Annotated in this window: 16 protein-coding genes and 5 pseudogenes; 7 read left to right on the forward strand and 14 right to left on the reverse strand. The window is 70.9% G+C overall.

The annotated features are described in order from the left end of the window. Positions 1 to 81: 81 nt before the first annotated feature. The 4 genes and pseudogenes from QMK30_RS24340 to QMK30_RS24355 all read right to left on the reverse strand — a co-directional run bounded on the left by QMK30_RS24340 (position 82) and on the right by QMK30_RS24355 (position 4,693). Positions 82 to 1,053, reverse strand: a complete 972-nt coding sequence (locus tag QMK30_RS24340; protein WP_283520446.1) for a slipin family protein — start codon at positions 1,051 to 1,053, stop codon at positions 82 to 84. Between the two features lie 222 nt (positions 1,054 to 1,275). Then, positions 1,276 to 2,175: a trypsin-like serine protease gene (locus QMK30_RS24345; protein WP_283520447.1), complete on the reverse strand. Its 900-nt coding sequence runs from the start codon at positions 2,173 to 2,175 to the stop codon at positions 1,276 to 1,278. A 251-nt stretch (positions 2,176 to 2,426) separates the two neighbouring features. After that, positions 2,427 to 3,218 (reverse strand): DUF1684 domain-containing protein, encoded by a 792-nt coding sequence (locus tag QMK30_RS24350; protein ID WP_283520448.1) that lies wholly within the window; start codon positions 3,216 to 3,218, stop codon positions 2,427 to 2,429. Between the two features lie 222 nt (positions 3,219 to 3,440). Further along, positions 3,441 to 4,693 (reverse strand): annotated as a pseudogene (locus QMK30_RS24355) (DUF5685 family protein). A gap of 280 nt (positions 4,694 to 4,973) precedes the next feature. On the opposite strand from QMK30_RS24355, the gene QMK30_RS24360 reads away from it, so the two are divergent. Beyond that, positions 4,974 to 5,411: a cell division protein SepF gene (locus QMK30_RS24360; RefSeq protein ID WP_283520449.1), complete on the forward strand. Its 438-nt coding sequence runs from the start codon at positions 4,974 to 4,976 to the stop codon at positions 5,409 to 5,411. A gap of 59 nt (positions 5,412 to 5,470) precedes the next feature. On the opposite strand, the gene QMK30_RS24365 is transcribed toward QMK30_RS24360, so the two are convergent. Both QMK30_RS24365 and QMK30_RS24370 read right to left on the reverse strand, forming a co-directional pair. Further along, a complete protein-coding gene (locus QMK30_RS24365) occupies positions 5,471 to 6,697 on the reverse strand; it encodes an acyl-CoA dehydrogenase family protein (RefSeq protein WP_283520450.1) in 1,227 nt (408 codons plus the stop codon). A gap of 74 nt (positions 6,698 to 6,771) precedes the next feature. Beyond that, complete coding sequence (locus QMK30_RS24370; protein ID WP_283520451.1) at positions 6,772 to 8,439, reverse strand: MFS transporter; 1,668 nt, start codon at positions 8,437 to 8,439, stop codon at positions 6,772 to 6,774. A gap of 445 nt (positions 8,440 to 8,884) precedes the next feature. Here QMK30_RS24370 and QMK30_RS24375 point away from each other — a divergent pair, with 445 nt between their 5' ends. Beyond that, positions 8,885 to 9,901 (forward strand): phosphatase PAP2 family protein, encoded by a 1,017-nt coding sequence (locus tag QMK30_RS24375; protein WP_283520452.1) that lies wholly within the window; start codon positions 8,885 to 8,887, stop codon positions 9,899 to 9,901. A gap of 29 nt (positions 9,902 to 9,930) precedes the next feature. Here the strand turns inward: QMK30_RS24375 and QMK30_RS24380 are convergent, their stop codons facing one another. Then, the gene (locus QMK30_RS24380; RefSeq protein WP_283520453.1) at positions 9,931 to 10,146 is read right to left on the reverse strand and encodes an I78 family peptidase inhibitor; all 216 of its coding nucleotides are present in this window, start codon (positions 10,144 to 10,146) and stop codon (positions 9,931 to 9,933) included. Between the two features lie 467 nt (positions 10,147 to 10,613). On the opposite strand from QMK30_RS24380, the pseudogene QMK30_RS24385 reads away from it, so the two are divergent. Beyond that, a pseudogene (locus QMK30_RS24385) lies at positions 10,614 to 10,926 on the forward strand (cbb3-type cytochrome c oxidase subunit I); the annotation flags it as partial. A 104-nt stretch (positions 10,927 to 11,030) separates the two neighbouring features. Here QMK30_RS24385 and QMK30_RS24390 read toward each other — a convergent pair. The 4 genes and pseudogenes from QMK30_RS24390 to QMK30_RS24405 all read right to left on the reverse strand — a co-directional run. Then, positions 11,031 to 12,089: pseudogene (locus QMK30_RS24390) on the reverse strand (helix-turn-helix transcriptional regulator). Positions 12,090 to 12,152: 63 nt separating this feature from the next. Then, complete coding sequence (locus QMK30_RS24395) at positions 12,153 to 13,004, reverse strand: transferase (protein ID WP_283520454.1); 852 nt, start codon at positions 13,002 to 13,004, stop codon at positions 12,153 to 12,155. After that, positions 13,001 to 14,284: a glycosyltransferase family 4 protein gene (locus QMK30_RS24400; RefSeq protein ID WP_283520455.1), complete on the reverse strand. Its 1,284-nt coding sequence runs from the start codon at positions 14,282 to 14,284 to the stop codon at positions 13,001 to 13,003. The genes QMK30_RS24395 and QMK30_RS24400 overlap by 4 nt, the downstream gene beginning before the upstream one ends. Positions 14,285 to 14,446: 162 nt before the next feature. Continuing rightward, positions 14,447 to 14,913 (reverse strand): annotated as a pseudogene (locus QMK30_RS24405) (ABC transporter substrate-binding protein); the annotation flags it as partial. Between the two features lie 94 nt (positions 14,914 to 15,007). On the opposite strand from QMK30_RS24405, the pseudogene QMK30_RS38910 reads away from it, so the two are divergent. From QMK30_RS38910 to QMK30_RS24420, 4 genes and pseudogenes are all read left to right on the forward strand, one after another. Next, positions 15,008 to 15,484: pseudogene (locus tag QMK30_RS38910) on the forward strand (hypothetical protein); the annotation flags it as partial. Next, positions 15,478 to 15,858 carry a P-loop NTPase family protein gene (locus QMK30_RS24410; RefSeq protein WP_502963213.1) on the forward strand — a complete coding sequence of 127 codons (381 nt, stop codon included), beginning with the start codon at positions 15,478 to 15,480 and terminating at the stop codon, positions 15,856 to 15,858. The pseudogene QMK30_RS38910 and the gene QMK30_RS24410, both read left to right, overlap by 7 nt. 79 nt (positions 15,859 to 15,937) lie before the next feature. Beyond that, a complete protein-coding gene (locus QMK30_RS24415; protein WP_283520456.1) occupies positions 15,938 to 16,729 on the forward strand; it encodes a DUF8842 C-terminal domain-containing protein in 792 nt (263 codons plus the stop codon). A gap of 154 nt (positions 16,730 to 16,883) precedes the next feature. Beyond that, complete coding sequence (locus tag QMK30_RS24420) at positions 16,884 to 17,207, forward strand: hypothetical protein (protein ID WP_349362108.1); 324 nt, start codon at positions 16,884 to 16,886, stop codon at positions 17,205 to 17,207. Between the two features lie 64 nt (positions 17,208 to 17,271). On the opposite strand, the gene der is transcribed toward QMK30_RS24420, so the two are convergent. Genes der through cmk form a run of 3 tightly spaced genes read right to left on the reverse strand, consistent with a single transcriptional unit; the run spans position 17,272 to position 20,147 of the window. Next, entirely contained in the window at positions 17,272 to 18,726 is a 1,455-nt protein-coding gene (gene der / locus QMK30_RS24425) for a ribosome biogenesis GTPase Der (RefSeq protein ID WP_283520458.1), read from the reverse strand. A gap of 48 nt (positions 18,727 to 18,774) precedes the next feature. Then, positions 18,775 to 19,377: a lysophospholipid acyltransferase family protein gene (locus tag QMK30_RS24430; RefSeq protein ID WP_283520490.1), complete on the reverse strand. Its 603-nt coding sequence runs from the start codon at positions 19,375 to 19,377 to the stop codon at positions 18,775 to 18,777. A 53-nt stretch (positions 19,378 to 19,430) separates the two neighbouring features. Further along, complete coding sequence (gene cmk / locus QMK30_RS24435) at positions 19,431 to 20,147, reverse strand: (d)CMP kinase (RefSeq protein WP_283520459.1); 717 nt, start codon at positions 20,145 to 20,147, stop codon at positions 19,431 to 19,433. Positions 20,148 to 20,261: the final 114 nt, after the last annotated feature.

Raw genomic sequence — 20,261 nt, forward strand, 5'->3', positions numbered from 1 at the left:
ACGGGGGCGGTGAGGTGATCATGCCGTGCCGGTCGCGTTCGCGAACACCCCATGCGACCGGACACGGGCAGCGGGAAAGGACTAGTCCTGTCCGGTATTCGTCCCCACGGGGTCGGCTGCCGGCTTCTCGGAGGCGGATTCCGGCGCGATGGTGGGTGTGGCTGCCTGTGCGCGAGTGAATTCCGACAGGACGCCCGCCACGGATTCGGCCACGGATTTCGGCGTGAGTGCGGGCGCGGGCGTCTGCGCGGACACGGGGGCAGGGGCGGACACGGGGGCAGGCAGCGGCTGCGGCGGCGCGGCCCGTTCGAGGAAGCGCAGCAGCTCCACGGGGAACGGCAGGACGAGCGTCGAGTTCTTCTCGGCCGCCACCGCCACCACGGTCTGCAGCAGCCGCAGCTGGAGCGCGGCGGGCTGGTCGGACATGACTGCGGCCGCCTCCGCCAGCTTCTTCGACGCCTGCCGCTCGGCGTCCGCGTTGATGACCCGCGCACGCCGCTCCCGGTCCGCCTCCGCCTGGCGCGCCATCGAGCGTTTCATGGCATCCGGCAGGGATACGTCCTTGATCTCCACCCGGTCGATCTGCACGCCCCAGCCGATGGCCGGGCTGTCGATCATCAGCTCCAGGCCCTGGTTGAGCATTTCCCGGTTGGAGGGCAGATCGTCGAGATCGCTCTTTCCGATGATCGATCGCAGCGAGGTCTGCGCCATCTGCGCGACCGCGAACCGGTGGTCCTCCACCCGCACGACGGCCTCGGCCGCGTCCACGACCTTGAAGTAGATCACCGCGTCCACGCGGACCGTGACGTTGTCCCTGGTGATGCCGTCCTGTGCGGGCACGGGCATGGTCACGATCTGCATGTTGACCTTGCTGAGCCGGTCGACAAAGGGAACGATCATCGTGAATCCGGGGCCGCGCACCGAGGATTTGAGCCGGCCCAGACGGAAGACCAATCCTCGTTCGTACTGCTTGACGACCCGGGAAGCCGCCGCCGGATACACCGCACCGGCGGACGCTGCGGCCCGCCCCGCCGTCACCAGTTCCTCGACCATCACGGCCCCCTGGGGTCCGAATTGGACGTACGTGTCCTATGGCGGTACCTCCGCCGCACCACTGATGGTGAGCCCCGTTCCCCTCCCGCACGACGGCCGTGACAACACCTGCGACGACGGCCGTGACGACGATGAGTCCCCGCCCCGGTGGGGGCAGGGACTCATCTGCTGCTGGCTGCAGTCATGCGGTCGCGCGATTGTGCTCGGAGTGTCCGGTGCCGCTTAGTAGACGCTCACGTTGTACGCGCTCAGCGCCTCGGTGACCGGCTGGAAGAAGGTCGTACCGCCGGAGGAGCAGTTGCCGCTGCCGCCCGAGGTCAGACCGATGGCTCGGGTACCGGAGTACAGCGGGCCGCCGCTGTCGCCGGGCTCGGCGCACACATTGGTGCGGATCATGCCGTAGACGATGTCGCCGCCGCCGTAGTTCACGGTGGCGTTGAGGCCGGTGACCCGACCGCTGTGGATTCCGGTGGTGGAACCGCGACGGGTGACGGACATGTTGACGGTGGCGTTGGCCGCACTGGTGATGTCGACACTGCCGACGGTCCCCGGGTGCGTGACGGCCGCGTTGTCGTACCGCACGATGCCGTAGTCGTTGCCAGGGAAGCTGGACCCGGTCGTGGGACCGATGCGCGTGGTGCGGGCGGAGTTCGTGTACCAGTCCGGGAAGCCGTCGGTGCAGTGGCCCGCGGTCAGGAAGTAGTAGGTGCTCCCGCTGCGGACGTTGAAGCCCGCGGAGCAGCGCCAACTGGGGGCATAGATGGCGTCGCCGCCGGAGAGCAGCTTGGAGAAGGTGCCGGGCGTGCGCTCGACGCGGATGGCGCCCGCGTTCGTCCCGGCTTCCCGCTTGATCGTGGTGACCTCGGCGCTGGAGACCGTGCTGTCGGCCGTGACGACGAGGGTGTTCGTCGCCTTGTCGACGTGCCAGGCCGTGCCGGGCACATCGGCTTCCAGGACCGCGTCACTGGCGGAGGTGAGTTGGCCCGCGCTGAACGTACCGGCTTCACCGGCACTGGCTGTCGGTACGGCGAGGGCGGCGACGGCGACGAAGCCGGCTGCCATGGCGATCAGCCTGGATCGTCTCGCTATACCGCTGAGGGGGGTGGTGCGCTTGATCCTCACTTGTCGTTCCTCCCGAGGGGAATCGGGGACCCGCGGTGGGGTGGCCGGGTCCGTGAGGCGCAGCCAGGGCAGGTCCGCGTTCCGGACACGTTGTGCCCCTGACAAGCGCTGTTCGGGAGTATTCGGGGAGCCAACTGCCCGCGCAAGGGCGCCTTTCGGCCGCCCGCGCGCCCACCGCGACCGGCCCCGGCAGCCGTGGGACTCACGGGGCTGACGGGGCTGCGCGGCACGCTTTCCTGCGGTGGGACGGGTCAGCGGTCGATGCGGTTCCGCTCACCCGCCGGGACGGAGATCCACAGGGTGTTGCCCGGCGGCGGGAAGGGGCAGATGAAGTGGTCGGCGAAGGCGCAGGGCGGCAGCAGCGCACGGTTGAAGTCGACGGTCACCGTGCCGTCGGCGGCCGGTGCGGCGGGCCGCAGGAAACGGAAGTGGTAGCTGCTGACGTCGCTGGTCCCGTCGGCGAAGACCGCCCACAGCGAGCCGTCGTTCTCGATCGCGACCTGGAGCGTGTGCTCGTTCCCCTCGACGTCGAAGGCGATCTCACCGGCCAGACCGAGCCCCCGCGCGCGCCCGTCCGCGTTCTCCACCTGGATGGTGGTGCGCCCCTCCTCGTACGGGCGGAAGCGGCCCGGCAGCACCCATTTCCCGTCGTACGGTCCCGCCTCGATGCCGGCGAACGCGCGCCGCGCGGGTGACTGCGGGTCGAAGACGCGGACGGCCCACAGTCCTTCGCGGCGCAGCACCACGAGTCGCTGCTCGCCGGCCAGGACACGGGACTCGTGGATGGGCCCAGTGTCCGCGGTCAACCTGATCTCCCCGGTCAGGGGCTTGCCGTCGACGGTGGCCCGGTCCTCGGGCCCAGTGGTCAGGACCACCTCGTCGCCGTCCTCGGCCCACCGCCCGGCCACGGCCGGAATTCGCCCCTCGGGGTGGTCGGAGAGCCAGTGGGTGCCGGTGAGCGAGAGCGGGCCGTACGGCGCCCGGACCGTCGCGGTGCGCTGCTCGTGCCAGGTCTGCCAGTCCTGCTGCGGGTCTGTGCTCATGCGGTCAACCTTTCACACCCGCTGTACGGGCAGGGGGATCCCGAGGTGGTCGCACAGCGTCGCCCCGGGTGGAAGCGGCGGAGCGGACGGCGGCGCCGGAGCATCGGGGGCGTGGCGACCTGTCGACGTACCGCGTATTCCTGCGTCGGCCGACGAAGCCTCCCGTCACCGGGTCGACACATCGACGAACCCGTCCCGCGCCCCGCCGGAGCTGATCCCCCGTCAGCAGCCGTCGCAGGGGCAGCAGCAGTCGCAGCCGCAGTCGGGACAGTCGCAGTCGCGGCAGCAGCCCTCACGCTTCTTCCGGGACCAGGGGCCTTCGTATGCACGGGCACAGCACATCTGGCAGGTGCAGCACAGCCCGATCGCGACCGCGCAGCCCGCCCAGAACCCTCGCTTGCCGGGCCTCGGCGGCTCCTGCCGGAAGCCGGGCGGCGGCCCACCGGGTCCACCGGGCGCACCCGGCATGCCCGGACCGCCGCCACCGTAAGGATTCCCGCCCTGGGGATTCCCGCCCTGGGGGTTGCTCGTACCGTACGGGTCCACGCCGTTCCCGGACCCGGCCGACGGCGTCCCGTACGCCTGGACCTGGCCTTGGACCTGGCCCCGGTGTCCGCAACTCGTCGTCCCGAACGCCCGCTCCACCGACTGCCGCAGCTCGTGGGCCAGCAGCACATGCGCCAGCCTGTCGTCCACGAAGTGCGCGTCGCGCAGGGCCAGCCGTACGCCGCGCAGCGCGTCCTCGCACAGCCGCCGCGCCTCGGTGAGGTCGGTGCCGGTCGCCGTCAGCGGATTCCAGGCACCCGACGTGGCGTCAGTTTCCTGGTCCTCCACGGCATCCAGCAGATGCGCGAGCCGCCCGAAGAGCCGCCCGGCCTCGGCCAGCGGCGCCCGTTCTGCGGCCTGCCCGCCAGTACCGCGGTGTGCGCGAACGCCGCCGCAGTCGCGGTCTCGGTCGGTTCGGTGACGGTCAGCACCGAGGCACCCGGGCCCGCCAGCGCCTCGATCGCGCCCTGCCGGTCGACCGCGTCGACCAGCACAGCCGTGTCGAAGCCCAGCGAGGCGCCGGTACGGGCCCCCGCCCTGTCCCATCCCGCGGCGACCCTGCGCGCCGCCGCGGCCACCGGCCTGCGGGCCAACACCCCGTCGCGGTCGGCGACGTGGTCCCGGACCTTCGCCGATGCGAGCACCAGCGATACGGCGGCGGCGAGCCTGGCGCCCCCGCCCCGGGCGACCGGCGCGGTGCGCATGGCGCGCAGCGGACAGGGGCCCGCGGTGCGCCGCCATCCCGTGCCGCGCTCGGCCTGAGCCTCCGTCAGAACCGAGACGATCAGGCCGTCGTAGTTGGTGACGACCCTGGCGAGCTGGCCGTGGTCACTGCGAAGTGCCAGACAGAGGCCGCACAGATGAGCCATCCACTCGGTCTTGAGTCCCTCGGAGAGCCGATGGCCGCAGGGCCTGACGATTCCGAACACGGCGCTCCCCCCGGGAGTCTTTCGACAGTGCGGCCCGCATCGTACCGAGGCGATCCGTTCACCCGTACGACCCCTTCATCACCCGTGTGGCCCGACCATCGTATTTTTCACTCTGTCAGCAGCCTTACACGGCAACAACCTTGACGAATCAACACAAGTTCTGCACCAGCACCGTCACGAATCCCCTGCGCGCCGACTATTCACTTGGCGCGTAATCCGCATGATGGACGACCATAGGGAAAGCGGAACACAGACTGACCGCGGTGAAAGGAGGCGTCCCATGGGATCGGTTCGCAAGGCCAGTGCCTGGCTCGGACTCGTTGAGGACAGCGACGACGACCGCTACTACGACGACGAGTACGCCGAGAAGAGCGAGACACCCAACCCCTGGGTCACGGACCCGCGGGTCCAGGTGGCCTCCGAGAAGGCCGAGGACCACGGTCGCAGGATCGCCACGGTCACCCCGGACAGCTTCCGGGACGCGCGTGGCATCGGCGAGCTCTTCCGGGACGGCGTCCCGGTCATCGTGAACCTCACGTCCATGGAGCCCGGCGACGCCAAGCGCGTCGTGGACTTCGCCGCCGGACTGACCTTCGGCCTGCGCGGCTCGATCGAGCGCGTGGCCACCCGGGTCTTCCTCCTGAGCCCCGCCAACACGATGGTCGTCACCGGCGAGGCCGCCGGCCGTTCCACCGACGGCTTCTTCAACCAGAGCTGAGCGGGGCGCTCGCCCACCGCACCCCGGCCGGGTGTCCACGTATCACCGTGGGCGCGTCCTTACCGGAAGGCGTCCAGGCCGGTGAGCGCCTTGCCCAGCACCAGCTGATGCATCTCGACGGTGCCCTCGTAGGTGAGCACCGATTCGAGGTTCGTCGCGTGCCGCATCACCGGGTACTCCAGAGAGATGCCGTTGGCGCCCAGGATCGTCCTGCTCGTCCGGCAGATCTCGATCGCCTCCCGCACATTGTTGAGCTTGCCGAAGCTGACCTGCTCGGGCCGGAGCCTCCCCGCGTCCATCCGCTGCCCCAGGTGGTGGGCGAGCAGGATGCCCTTGTGCAGCTCGACCGCCATGTCGGCAAGCTTGGCCTGGGTGAGCTGGAAGCCGCCGATCGGCCTGCCGAACTGCTCGCGGGTCTTCGAGTAGTCGAGCGCCGACTCGAAGCTGGCGCGGGCCGCGCCCATGGCGCCCCACACGATTCCGTACCGCGCGTGGCTCAGACAGCTGAGCGGCCCCTTGAGCCCGGTGACCTCCGGAAGTACGGCGTCGGCGGGCAGCCGCACCTCGTCGAGGACCAGCTCGCTGGTGACCGAGGCACGCAGCGACCACTTGTGCTTGATCTCGGGGGCGGAGAAGCCCGGGGTGCCGGTCGGGACGAGGAACCCCCGGATACCGCTGCCCGCGCCTGCGCCGCCCTCCTCGGTCTGCGCCCAGACGACGGCGACGCCCGCCACCGAGCCGTTGGTGATCCACATCTTGCGGCCGGTCAGCACCCAGTCGGCGCCGTCCTTCTTCGCGTATGTCCGCAGGCCGGCCGGGTCGGAGCCGTGGTCGGGCTCGGTCAGGCCGAAGCAGCCGATGATCTCGCCCGCCGCCATGCCGGGCAGCCAGCGCTGCTTCTGCTCCTCGGAGCCGAAGCGGTGGATCGCGTACATGGCGAGCGATCCCTGCACGGACACCAGCGAGCGAATGCCGGAGTCGGCGGCCTCCAGCTCCAGACAGGCCAGGCCGTACTGGACGTTGCTGGCGCCCGCGCAGCCGTAGCCCTGGAGGGACATGCCGAGCGCGCCGATGGAGCCGAGCTCGCGGGCGAGGTCACGGATGCCGGGGAGCTCGCCGCGCTCGTACCAGTCGGCGATGTGCGGCAGGACGCGGTCGGCGGCCCAGTCGCGCACGGTCGCGCGGATCGCGAGGTCCTCGGGGGCGAGCAGATCGTCGATGCCGAGCGGGTCGCCCGGGTCGAACGGCGGGACCTTCGCAGGGGAAGCGGGGGGAGTTGCGGACATGACTGGCCCTCCGGCGGCTCACGGACTGCGTAAAACTAGCAGTGTTAGTTACGGTTTTCCGCCGACGTTACGGGTCACACCACGGCCCGTCCAGACCCGGCCCGCTCCGCATGCTCCCGGCACGCCGGAACCTGCGCGGGGGGAGCCTGGTCCGCGGCGTCGGCGATGTCCGGCTCCCGCGCACCGCACTCCATCAGACGCGGCAGCCTGAGCGCGGCCAGCGCGCCGAGCAGCAGCAGACCCGCGCTCACGAAGAGCGTCACATGCAGGCCGTGCACAAAGGAATGGCGCGCGGCGGAGCGCAGCGCGTCACCGGCGGGGCCGCCGAGCTGGGAGGCCACCTGGTACGCCTCGCCGAGCGAGTGGGCCGCGGCGGAACTGTCCCGGCTCGGGACCCCCGGGACCGCGGCGAGTCCTGGCGCGTAGGCGGCGTTCATGACGCTGCCGAGCAGGGCGATACCGATGCCCGCACCGAGCTGATAGGAGGTCTCACCGATGGCGGCCGCGCCGCCCGCGTGCTCGGCCGGGGCCTCGCTGAGCATCGACTCGTACGAGCCGAACAACGTGGTCTGCAGACCGAAGCCGAGCAGTATGAACCCTATGGTCAGCAGCCAGGGCCGGTCGTGCTGCCCCATCAGAGTCAGGACGAGAACGGCGCCGGCGGTGAGCGTGAAGCCGAGCGAGACCATCGCGCGCGGGCCGACGCGCCGCAGGGTGTACGAGCCGGTGGCGCCCGCCGCCATCGCGGCGAAGGTGAGGGGCAGCAGCCGCAGCCCGGTCTCGACCGGGCTCAGGCCGAGCACCAGCTGAATGTACTGGACCGCGACCAGCTCCAGGCCGACCAGCGCGAGCATCGCCAGGACGATGCAGCCCACGGCGGTGGAGAAGGCGGGCCTGGCGAACATCCGCACATCGATCAGCGGGTGCTTCCTCAGCTTCTGCCGCCGCACGAACAGGATCAGCAGCGCGGAGCCCACCAGCAGCGGCACCAGCGTCCGGCCGTCGAGGATGTCCGCGCCGCCGCCCGCCCGCTTCACGCCGAGCACCACACCGAGCACACCGGCCGCCGCCATCAGCGCGCCGAGCACGTCCCAAGGACCCTGGCCGCCACCTCGGGACTCGGGCAGCAGCCAGCGGCCGACCGGCAGGATCAGAGCCATCAGCGGGATGTTGATCAAGAAGACCGAGCCCCACCAGAAGTGCTGGACGAGGAAGCCGCCGAGCACGGGTCCGGTGGCGGCGCCGACGGCCGCGACCGCCGTCCACAGGCCAATGGCGACGGCGCGCTCGCGCCGGTCGGGAAAGACCTGGCGGAGGATCGACAGCGTCGCGGGCATGATCATCGCACCGCCGACGCCGAGCAGGGCGCGGGCCGCGATGAGGATGTGCGGGGTGTCGGCGAAGGCGGCGAGTGCGGAGGCCACGCCGAAGAGCCCGTACCCGATCAGCAGGATGCGGCGTCTTCCGACGCGGTCGCCGAGGGTGCCGAAGAGGATCAGCAGTGAGGCGCAGACCAGCGGGTAGGCGTCGACGATCCAGAGCAGTTCCATGCCACCGGGGCGCAGGTCCTCGGTGACGGCGGGTACCGCGATGTGCAGGATGGTCGCGTCGAGGGCGACGACCAGCAGGCTGAGGCACAGGACGCCGAGGACGACCCAGCGGTTGCCGGCGGCGGGCAGGCCCGGAACATGTCGGGTGGCGCCCGCAGACCGTTGAGTTCCGGCCGTGGTCGTCCCTGACATGTACGTACCTCCCAGTGGAATCCCTCGCGCTCGGCGGACCGGCGGGGACGGTGGCGTGCAGCGTCCCGCGGGGGCCCGGCATCGACGGGCGAGTGAGCCGTCAGAGTACGCGAGTTCACGCCCGCGCCGCGTGTCCCAGCTCTCACCTCGGCGAACGACCGTGTGTGCCGTACGCCACACCCCCGGACCGACCGAATGATCTTGCGGTGTCCGGGCCGGGCCCATGTGCGAGCGGCAAATTCCGTGTTGAGTTCCGGTGAACCGAATTCATCGACACACAATCAGCCTTGCTTACGAGCCTCCGAATGAATAGGGCACAAGGTCATCCGGTATTCGGGATTGGCCGGGAATAACCCCGCCGATGAGACACACCCCACATCACATCGTCATCACAAAACAGCCGGATGGGCCGGGCCTGTCACTCACTCGCTGTAACGTCGATTGGGTGCGTACCGACCGAATCTTTGCCCGGCTGGACCGGGAGCCGGAGCCGCCGAAGACAGAGATCCCCGGGATGAGCGTTACCCGAACGGTCCTCTTCGGTTCGACGTTGGCGTTCTACATCGCCATCGTCTGGGCTGTACTGATCGTGTCCTGGCTGGTGACCCTCGACTGGAAGGTCATGCTGTTCCGCCCGTACGAGCAGTGGCCCGAGCTGCACGCCTTCCTGGACTACTTCGTGGTGCTCGGGCAGCGCGGTCCGACGGCCGTGATGGTCGCGGCCTGGCTCGGCTGGCGCTCGTGGCGTCAGCACACGCTGCGGCCCCTGCTGACCCTGGGCGCGTCCATCCTGCTGCTGAATGTGACCGTGGGCGCGGTCAAGCTCGGCCTCGGCCGCCTCGGGCCGCACTACGCGACCGAGATCGGCTCCGCCGAGATGTTCGCCGGCGGCGATATATTTCCCTCCGGCCACACCGCCAACGCGGTGGTGACCTGGGGCATCCTGGCCTACCTGGCCACCACCCCGCGGGCCAGGCGCTGGCTGTCCGTCCTGTCCGCAGTGGTGGCCCTCGGAGTCGGCGCGACCACGGTCTACCTGGGCACCCACTGGCTGAGCGACGTACTGCTCGGCTGGGCCGCGGGCCTGCTGATCCTGCTGGCCCTGCCCTGGTTCGAGCCGATGATCGGCCGCGCCGAGGCCTGGATCTTCGAGATGCGCGAGATCTGGCGGGCCCGCCGCAGGCTCGCCGCCGCACTGCCCGCACCGGCAGGCGGCCCCGCGACGCCCTCACTCTTCCCGCAGCGGCGCCCGTCGGGCGCCGAGAAGCCCGTCCGTGAACCGGTGGGCGCGGGCCGGCCCCTAGGGGCCAGGGCATCCGTGCACCTCAGCCAGCGTGCGTACACGGTCCGCTCCGAGCGGCCCTCCGTCACACCCGCGGGCAGCCGCCGCCCGCCGCACGCGGACCGTGCGGGCAGCGCGGCCAGGGGCGGCACATCGGCCCGCCCCGTGTCCGGCGGCTGACCCACCGGACGCTTCGCCCGGGGAGCCACTCAGCCCTGCCAGCAGCGGGTGACGGTCTCCCCGGCGACCTCGAAGTTGAGCCGACCCGTCAGATACTCCATGGTGATGATCGTGCCCGGTGGCAGCGCCCTGATGGTGCTCCAGCCCCGCTCGCGGGCCAGTCGTTCCGCACGGGTGGCGTCGAGGCCGACGTAGGCCTCGGGAGCGTCGTCGGGCTGCGCTGCCGGGGTCGGTACAGGTGCCATGCGGCTCACCGTAGGCGGCGTCGGACGGGGACGGAAGTCCTGGGCCCGATCCGTGCCCACCCCCCCTCAGGTACCTCACCGGTCACGCTTGTGTCACAGGATCACGACAAGCGTTTGGCATGAACGCCTTCACCCAAAAGGGCAGTTCCTTATCCGGACAAGATGAATTGCAGGCCCGTTGAACGATCACGGAAATGCCTCACCGCAATTCACCCCGGCCCCCCTCGCACGGCCGTCCGGTTTCCGGCCGCGGGCGCCGCCGAGAAATCTGACGGGCCGTAGCCAATTCACTGTTTCCGCACAGAATCCGCACCGTCCAGAGTGAGTCGCGACACGCTCGCGCGCGTATCCGGCCGAGCACGCACCCTGTTGGTTCCGGGGCGGACGCGAGCATCATGTGTGTCCTACCTGGTACCTGAAGCACGATCCGCGGACAGCCGGAGAGTCGCACGGCGAGGGGGCACACCATGGGGACGGAGACCGTCGAGGCGGTTGCGGAGCCGGCAGGAGTGCGCCGGCCGGGGCGGGTGGCCGTGGACTGGCTGACGACGACCGATCACAAGAAGATCGGGCATCTCTACCTGATCACATCGTTCGTCTTCTTCCTGGCCGCCGGCCTGATGGCGCTGATGATGCGCGCCGAGCTGGCCGCCCCGGGCTTCAGCTGATGGACAACAACGAGTTCAACCAGGCGTTCACGATGCACGGCACGATCATGCTGCTGCTCTTCGCGACCCCGACGTCGCGTTCCCCCGGCTGAACATGCTCTCGTACTGTCTGGAAGACCGCGAAGTACGGGAAGAAGGTCGACGTCGACGACCCCTGGGGCTACGGCCGTTCGATGGAGTGGGCGACCTCCGGCCCGCCGCCCCGCCACAACTTCGTCACGCTCCCCCGGATCCGCTCCGAGTCGCCCGCCTTCGATCTGCACCACCCCGAGTACGCGGCCTTCCAGCGGGCCACGCAGGTCACTCCGGCGCGCCTCGATCCAGAGAGCGCGCGAGGAGATCATGGGCCGACCGGATCCGTTCCGTGAGCTCCGGTGGCTCGACCACGTCGAAGTCGAAGCCCATGAGCATGATGTGAATGATCAGTACGTCGAGGCTCGCCGCCCCGGTGCGCAGCAGACAGCTGTGCTTGTCGACCGCCTCCAGGACGCCCGCACTGGGCGAGACGACCTGCGCGGCCTCCTCCATGGGCACCCGAAGCCGCACCACGGCCGTCGCGGCGTACGCCCGGTTGGACACCCCCTCGGAGACGTACGCCGCGAGGTCTTCGGCCGGCGGATCGCGGGGAACGAAGCGCGGGCCGTGCGGGGGCGCCGGGGTGATCCGGTCCGCCCGGAACGTACGCCAGTCGGACCGGTCCAGGTCCCAGCCGACGAGGTACCAGCGGCGTTCGGTGCACACCAGGCTGTGCGGCTCGACCGTGCGGCGGCTGGCGGCGCCCGTGTGGTCGCGGTAGTCGAAGCGCAGCCGCTCGCAGTCACGGCAGGCGTTGGCGAGCTCGGTGAGCACCGAGGCGTCGACGGTCGATGCCTGCGGGCCGCGCAGCATGGGGACGGTAAAGGCGTTGAGTGCGCCGATCCGCCGTCTCAGCCGGTGCGGCAGGACCTGTTCGAGCTTGGCCAGGGCGCGTACGGAGGTTTCACCGATGCCCTCGACGCCGTTGCCTGCGGCGGTGCGCAGGCCCACCGCGACGGCCACCGCCTCCTCGTCCTCGAGCAGCAGCGGGGGCAACTCGGCCCCGGCTCCGAGCTGGTAGCCGCCGCCCGTGCCGGGGCTGGCGTTGACCGGGTAGCCGAGTTCGCGCAGCCGGTCCACGTCGCGCCGCACGGTGCGCGAGGTGACGCCGAGTCGGTCGGCCAGGGCCGGGCCCGACCATTCGCGGTGGGCTTGAAGCAACGAGAGCAGGCGCAGCAGACGTGCTGAAGTGTCCAACATACGGCCGAGTCTGCCAGCGCTTGCGGACAGCCACGGTCCGCAAGGGTGGGGCTGCCGGGATGACTACGGTGTCGGCTGCCTGGCGGTGTCGAGACGCACGCTGAGGTCGTTGTCGACGGTGAAGTACGGGTAGGCCGTGGTCGGCCGGGAAACGTCCGCGCCCTCGACGGGCAGCACCGGGTAGCGGAAGACGCCCTTCTTCTCCCAGATGTCGTCCAGGATCCGCCCGATCCGCACCCCGGCAGCGCCGTGGGGGCCCGTCGGACACAGCCACAGGTCCCACAGCCGCTGCTCGTCCCCGCGTCCCTCGGCCAGCGGCCCGTACGGCAGGGTGAAGGCGAACGCACCGCCGCCGGTGCCCGTCACCGGCACTCGGTGCACCTGGTCCTTGTCCGCGCGCAGCCTGGCCTCGACGACCGCGCCCGCGGCGAGTCCGGTCCCGTACAGCCTGCCCTCCACCGTCATCGCGCCCTGCGCGAAGGCGAGCGCCCCGGACTCCGCGTGCGGCGACCGCAGCCAGCAGCGCACCGCGAGGCTGCCGTCGGCGGTCGGGTACGGGATGCGCACGGCGACCTGGGCTCGGTCGGTCTCGGGGGCGCGGTCCACGAGCGAGCGCAGGTCCCTGAGGCCGGGCTCGACGCGCTGCTCGGCGGCGCCGTCCCCCAGCGTGGTGAAGGCGTCCCAACGGCCCTCGGCCAGCTCGACGGTGCTGGGCAGCACTGCGCGCAGGCGGCCCTCTCCCGACGGGGTGAGCGGCAGCCGCATCTCGGCCGCCGCGCCCTTGCCGCCACGACGGCGCAGCACCAGCGCCGCGCCGGGCGACGGTTCCCCCGCCATGTCGAAGGTGACGCCGCCCGCGGAGTCCGCGACGCAGTCGGCGCGCGGCGGCCAGGTGCCGGTCGAGGTGCTGGTCATGCGGTCTGCCCTTTCCGGAGCACGGAGGCGGCCTTGTAGCGGAGGGAGTACGCGCCGTCGAGCACGGCTCCGCGGGCGAGACGCAGCGCGTCGTGCGTCCGGCTGCGTGAGCGGCCGTTCGCGCCCCGGGCGACGAGCTCGGTGAACAGCGTCTCGTGGCGTTCGGCGATGCGGGCCGGGTCGAAGCGCGCCGAGCTCGCCAGCGCCGCCGCGCCCATGGTGCGCCGCAGCTCATCGTCCTCGATCAGGCCCAGGAGCGCATCGGCTACCGCGCCGGAGCCGCCGGTGGGCACCAGCCGGCCGTCGGCCCGGTCGGTGATGATCTCGCCGGGTCCGTGCGGGCAGTCGGTGGAGACGACCGGTACGCCGCAGCGCATCGCCTCGACGATGGTCATGCCGAAGGACTCCGTGCTGGAGGTGACGGCGGCGATCGAGCCCTTGACCCATTCGGGCTCGATGGGGTTGGCGGTCCCCATCAGGAAGACGTGGTTGTAGAGGCCCAGCTCATTGATGAGGGCGTGCAGGGCGCTCTTCTCGTTGCCGCCCGCGTCGCCGCTGCCGTAGATGCGCAGCCGCCAGCCGGGGTGGGCGGCGGCCACCTTCGCGAAGGCCTCGATCAGCAGGTCGTAGCGCTTGACCTTGGTGAGGCGGCCGGCCGCGATGACCCATTTGCCGCTGCCGTCGGCGGGGGCGACGGTGGCCGCGGGCACGCTGTTGGGCACGGCCTCGATGCGGACGCCGGGCAGTTTGAGGCAGGTGCGGTAGGCGCGGGCGTCGGCCTCGGTGACAGTGGTGATGGCGTCGAGGAGGGCGTAGCGGTGGCTCAGTTCGCGGCGCAGGCGGTAGCCGTGTCCGTCGAGGGTGAGGTGCTCCTGGCCGACGCGCACCGGACCGCGCCTGGTCTGGCGGGCGATGTGCACGTTGAGCCCGGGGCGGGTGCCGACGACGACATCCGCCTCCATCGACTTCAAGTGCGCCGCGATGCGGGTGTCGGTGAGGCGGCTGTACTGCTTGTGCCGGCCGTCACCGCGCGCGAAGACCTTGGCGGGGAGGGCGAAGAGCCGGTCGTCGCCGTCGAACCCCGGGCTCTTCTTCCGCAGGTCCACGAGGTGATCGAGGCGTACGCCGACGGGTGCGCCCAATGCGGGCTCGTCGCGGTGCCTGAAGACGGAGACGATCTCGACATCGTGCCGCTCGGCCAGCACCTGCGCAAGGTTGAACGTGGTGCGGATCGTGCCGCCGACGCCGTACGCGTTGTGGAGAAGAAAAGAGATGTGCATACGCTGACGAGTCCCCCTGATCGTCCGCAGACCTTGACCAGAGGTCCACTTGCCTTCAAGATTGGACTGTACTTGGCGTTTTCGGGTTGTTTCGGATGCTATCCGAATCGTTCCTGAACGGTTGTCGCATTGATAGCCCGCGCGAGCAACCTTTCACCCGCTTCACTCATCAGGGTCGATAGGAAGCTGTGGAGCGGTGAAACAGTTCTCGTTCATGTCGCCGCCCTGAGTGACCCAGCCCTCCCCGTCCTTCCAGCGCGCCACCGACAGGCAGGTGCGCCTCGCCTGGGGCGGCTGCGCCCGGTGCTCGTGGGTGACCGGGAGCAGCAGACCGCGCGCGGTGTACGGCTCGGCCCGGTTCAGATATGCCTCGACGCACGCGCGCGTGAGCCGCACGACCTCGCCGCGTCCGTGAACCACACCCCGGCAGCCCAGCCCTCCAACTGCCACTGCGAGAGCGCCCGGCCCTTCATCGCCTCGCGGAGGTCCCGAACGGCCGGATGGCTCTTGTCCTCGGCGTTACGGCTGGCTCCGGTCGCCCCCAGTGCGTTGCGGCAGCGCGGCGCGTTCTTGAAGTCCTCCGGGACGGTGGCCGACCAGTCATGCACATGGGTGACCTTCGCGAGGACGCGACCGCACGACAGGGTGCCGCACCCCGTGTTCTGGGCCGGCCTGACGGCCCTGGCCTGCGGCGCGGTGCTCTGTGTGATCGGCTGGTACGGCATGTCCGGCGAGCGCTTCGCCGAGAGGCAACTCCCTTACGACCTCGGGGGCAATAGTGCGCGGGCTCCCGACGCCCCGCGACTCCGCCTCCGGCGTTGTCGTCGGTCGACGACGCTCCGCGTCGCCTCCCTCCTCCGCCTTGGACGCGAAGCCGCAGGACGCCACTCGCTGATCCACACTCCATTGCCCCCGAGGTCGTTACCTCGCCTCCTGCACGGTGCCCGGAGCGGCGCTGACTCATCGCCGCCGCCGTGCTCGTCGCCCGCGGCGACGAGCGTCCCTCGCCGCCGCGCGAGGAAGGGCCGGGCCGGCGGATCCGCCCCCCGGCCGCCCCTGCGCGCCCGCGGCATCCGGGTCGCTTGCGGCACCTTCACCGCGCTCGACGGAGTCGACCTCACCGTCACGCCGGGGCGCGTCACCGGCCTCGTCGGGGCCAATTGGGACGGCAAGAGCACCCTCTTCCACTGCTTGTGCGGCAAGCTTCGCCCGGACGCGGGGCGGGTCGAGCTGGACGGCGTGGACATCACGCGCAGACCCGCACGCGCCTCGGCATCGCCAGGACCTTCCAGCAGCTCGCCGTCTTCCCCTCCCTCAGCGTCGAGGAGAACGTGCGGCTCGGCGCCGAGCAGGGCCACGCCCGCGCCCCGGGCGCCGTCGAGCCCGTACTGCGGCTCCTGGACCTCGCCGGGCCCGTGCGCCGGCTCCCCGCCGCCGGTCTGCCCACCGGCGCACTGCGGCGGGTTGAGCTGGGCAGGGCGCTCGCAGGCCCGGCGCACACCCTGCTGCTCGCTTCCGGCAGCTGTCTCACTCTCCGCGCCCGACGGTTCGATTCCGTTCCCTTCCGCGCGTGACCCCGGCCACAGGTCACCCGTTGTTCAGTTGACGAGCCGGGAACCTCCCGGCACCCGCACCGAGTTCGAGGAGCCACCCGTGTCGCGCATGCTCGACGTCAGCGACGACGTACGCGCCGAGATCGGCAATGAAGAGGCCGAGCGGCTGCTCTCCGGCGGCAACGCCCCGGGCAGCTACGACTGCACCTCATGCCGTACCCCGGGCGACTCAGATCAAGAACGCACCAGCACGGTGCTGTTCGTCGGCGACGAGACCGCGGTCCTCGCCTTCGCCCATGCCACCTGCATCCCCTCGCAGGTGGTCCAGGTCGCCGAGGAACACCTGCAGGGCGCCGTACGCAGCATCACCGGCGGCGGCCCCGAGAGCCCCGGCGGCGGCCCCACCGACCTCGCGTCGGACCAGGCCGTGCTCGGCATCACCAGCGGTCTCGTACTGATCAACCACCAGCTCCACCCGGCGCTGGTCGTCGAGCCGACAGGGCCCATCGCCCGCCCGGGTTCCCTCGGCGGCACCGACGAGTTCCTGCCGCTCCTCACCGACCAGGGCTTCCAGCAGGTCGCCAACCTGGACCAGCCGCCCGCCTTGCTGCCCGGCTGGTCCGTCCTGCTCGCCGCCGGTCAGCTGCACGCCGTGCTCCAGCCCGGCGCGGGCGGCGGCCCTGCCGTCTCCTGGTGGCAGGCCCACCAGCCGCTCCAGGTGACCGACGGCTGGCGCGCCGCGGCCAACAGGTCGCACACCGTGCTGGTCTTCGCGGCGCCCGTCGGCTCCATCGGTCAGCAGCCCCGCGAGGACCTGCTGCGCGACATGCTGGAGAAGGCAGCGGCCGGGGGCCTGCTGGTCGGCGCCGCGATGCCGCTGGCCGGCACCTGACGGGGCCGCACGGCCGCGCCGAGCTTCCACGCACCCCCGCCGAACAGCGAATTCGCCGCTCGGCCCGCATCCGAGAGGCGATGGGGTCGTTGCCACATATGTGCACTCATACGACCCCTCCCGCCATCAGCAGTACCCGAACCCGATCCCCGCGATGCGCCCTCCCCATCAGGCCCCGCAGGCCGAGCAGTCGCACACCCCGATCTACGACGCCCTGTACTCGGAGTACCTCAGGTCCTTCCGGGCTCTGCCCGGAGATCGCAACGGCGAGGATGATCCGGGGGGCACTGACTTCGGCCCGAGGACGCACCAGGGCCAGGGGACCGGTTCCGGACAGCACGGCGGCTACGGGACCCACTCCGGCCAGGGGATGAACAGCGGCCACACCAGTTCCTGGCACAGCAACAGCAATGGGCGGCAGCACACCGGAAATCACTTTCCGGCGGCGCTGCCGCCCGCCCCCCGCAGAGGGTTCTGAGCCCCGGGACCCGTCCGGGCCCCAAGGACTCGGGGCGCCCTCACCGGGCGCCCCCCGTCACTGCCTACTTGTTGCGGCCGCGCTTCTCGCGCACCCGCACCGAGATGTGGATCGGGGTGCCATCGAAGCCGAACTCCTCGCGCAGCCGGCGCTCGACGAAGCGCCGGTAGCCCGCCTCCAGGAAGCCCGAGGCGAACAGCACGAACCGCGGCGGCTTGGCGCCCGCCTGCGTACCGAAGAGGATGCGGGGCTGCTTGCCGCCACGCACCGGGTGCGGGTGGGAGGCCACGATCTCGCCGAGGAAGGCGTTGAGCCTGCCCGTCGGGATCCGGGTCTCCCAGCCCTTCAGCGCCGTCTCGATCGCCGGTACCAGCTTCTCCATGTGGCGGCCGGTCAGTGCCGAGACGTTCACCCGGGGCGCCCAGGCGACCTGGGCCAGCTCGGTCTCGATGTCGCGCTCAAGGTAGTAGCGGCGGTCCTCGTCGAGGGTGTCCCACTTGTTGTACGCGATGACGATCGCGCGACCCGCCTCGACGGCCATCGTGATGATCCGCTGGTCCTGCACGGTGATGGACTCGCTCGCGTCGATCAGTACGACCGCGACCTCGGCCTTCGAGACGGCGGCGGCGGTACGCAGCGAGGCGTAGTAGTCCGCGCCTTCCTGGAGGTGGACGCGGCGGCGGATGCCGGCCGTGTCGATGAACTTCCAGGTGACGCCGCCGAGCTCGATCAGCTCGTCGACCGGGTCGCGGGTGGTGCCGGCCTGCTCGTTGACGACGACACGGTCCTCCTTCGCCACCCGGTTCAGGAGCGAGGACTTACCGACGTTCGGGCGGCCGATGAGCGCGATACGGCGGGGGCCGCCGACGGTCAGGCCGAAGGTCTGGGCCGGCGCCTCGGGCAGCGCTTCGAGGACGGCGTCGAGCATGTCGCCGGTGCCGCGGCCGTGCAGCGATGAGACGGGGTGCGGCATGCCGAGGCCGAGCGACCACAGCGAGGTCGCGTCGGCCTCGCCGCTCTGGCCGTCGACCTTGTTGGCGCACAGCACGACGGGCTTGCCGGCCTTGCGCAACAGCCTGACGACGGCCTCGTCGGTGTCGGTCGCTCCGACCGTGGCGTCCACCACGAAGACGACCGCGTCACAGGCCTCGATCGCGTACTCGGCCTGGGCGGCCACGGAGGCGTCGAGCCCCAGTACGTCCTGCTCCCAGCCACCGGTGTCGACGACCTTGAAGCGGCGGCCGGCCCATTCGGCCTCGTAGGTGACGCGGTCGCGGGTGACGCCGGGCTTGTCCTGGACGACGGCCTCGCGACGGCCGATGATGCGGTTCACCAAGGTCGACTTGCCGACATTGGGGCGGCCGACGACGGCGAGGGTGGGCAGCGGGCCGTGTCCGGCGAGCGCTCCCTCCACTTCCTCGGGGTCGAAGCCCTCGGTCGCGGCGAGCTCCATGAACTCCGCGTACTCGGCGTCGCCAAGCGATCCATGCTCGTCGCCGGAGTGATTCTGGTCGTTCATGAAGTCCGTTCCTCGTTCATCATCGATGGCCCACGATCGCGTGGTCCACTACTCAAGTTTCGCCCAGCGCCCGGTGAAGCGCTTGGCAGTTTCCAGGTGGGCGGTCAGCCGCTCCTGAATGCGCACCGTGGCGTCGTCCAACGCCTTGCGGGTACGCCGTCCGCTGCCGTCGCCGGCCTCGAAGGCGCCGCCGAAGACGACATCGACCCGGCTGCGCAGCGGCGGCAGCCCCTGGATCAACCGTCCGCGGCGTTCCGTGCTTCCCAGTACCGCCACGGGGACGATGGGGGCACCGCCGCGCACCGCGAAGTACGCGAGCCCGGCGCGCAGGGAGGCGAAGTCGCCCTCGCCCCTGGTGCCCTCGGGGAAGATCCCGAGGACGCCGCCGCTCTGAAGGACTCCGATCGCGTCCGTGATGGCCTTGCGGTCCACGGTCGTACGGTCGACCTTCAGCTGCCCGATTCCGCGCAGGAACGGGTCGAGGGGGCCGACGAATGCCTCTTTCTTGATCAGAAAGTGGACCGGCCTGGGGGCCGTACCCATCAGCATCGGTCCGTCGATCATGTGCGAGTGATTCACCGCCAGGATCACCGGACCGGTCGCGGGCACCCGCCACGCCCCGAGGACACGCGGCTTCCACAGCCCGTACATCAGGCCGATGCCGATGCCCCGTCCGACCGCCGCACCGCGCGGCGTGGGTGCGGTCACTTGGCGGCCTGCTTCTCCTCGATGAGGGTGACGACGCACTCGATGACCTGCTGGAGCGTCAGCTCGGTGGTGTCCACCTCGACCGCGTCATCCGCCTTCGCGAGCGGCGAGGTCTTGCGGCTGGAGTCGGCCGCGTCCCGCTTGACCAGGGCTTCCCTGGTGGCTGCCAGGTCGGCGGAGTCCTTGCCCTTGAGCTCGCCGCTGCGGCGGGCGGCGCGGGCCTCGGGCGAGGCGGTCAGGAAGATCTTGAGGTCGGCGTCCGGCAGCACGGTCGTACCGATGTCGCGGCCCTCCACGACGATGCCGGCCTCGGTACCCTTCGCGATGGAACGCTGCAGGTCGGTGATGATCGCCCGCACCTCGGGCACCGCGCTGACCGCGCTCACCCTGGAGGTGACCTCCTGGGTGCGGATCGGCCCGGAGGCGTCCACGCCGTCCACGGTGATCGTCGGGGCGGCCGGGTCGGTGCCGGAGACGATCACGGGCTTGGTCGAGGCGTTCGCGACGGCGTCGGCGTCGGTGACGTCGACCCCGTTGTTCAGCATCCACCAGGTGATCGCCCGGTACTGGGCGCCGGTGTCCAGGTAGCTGAGGCCGACCGCGACCGCGACAGCCTTGGAAGTGCTCGACTTGCCCGTGCCGGAGGGGCCGTCGATGGCGACAATCACTGCTGCCGGGGCGGTCCGGGCGGCGGTTTCCACGGTGTCGGACACCTTCCTGGTACACGGGCTGGGGTGGCGGGGACGAATGATTACCCCGCACAAGGTTACTGGCTACGCCGGGCCACCCCGTACAGACCGCTGTCCGGCCTCCGCGAGGGCCCGGTC

Source organism: Streptomyces sp. H27-C3, assembly GCF_030063415.1.
GTDB lineage: Bacteria > Actinomycetota > Actinomycetes > Streptomycetales > Streptomycetaceae > Streptomyces.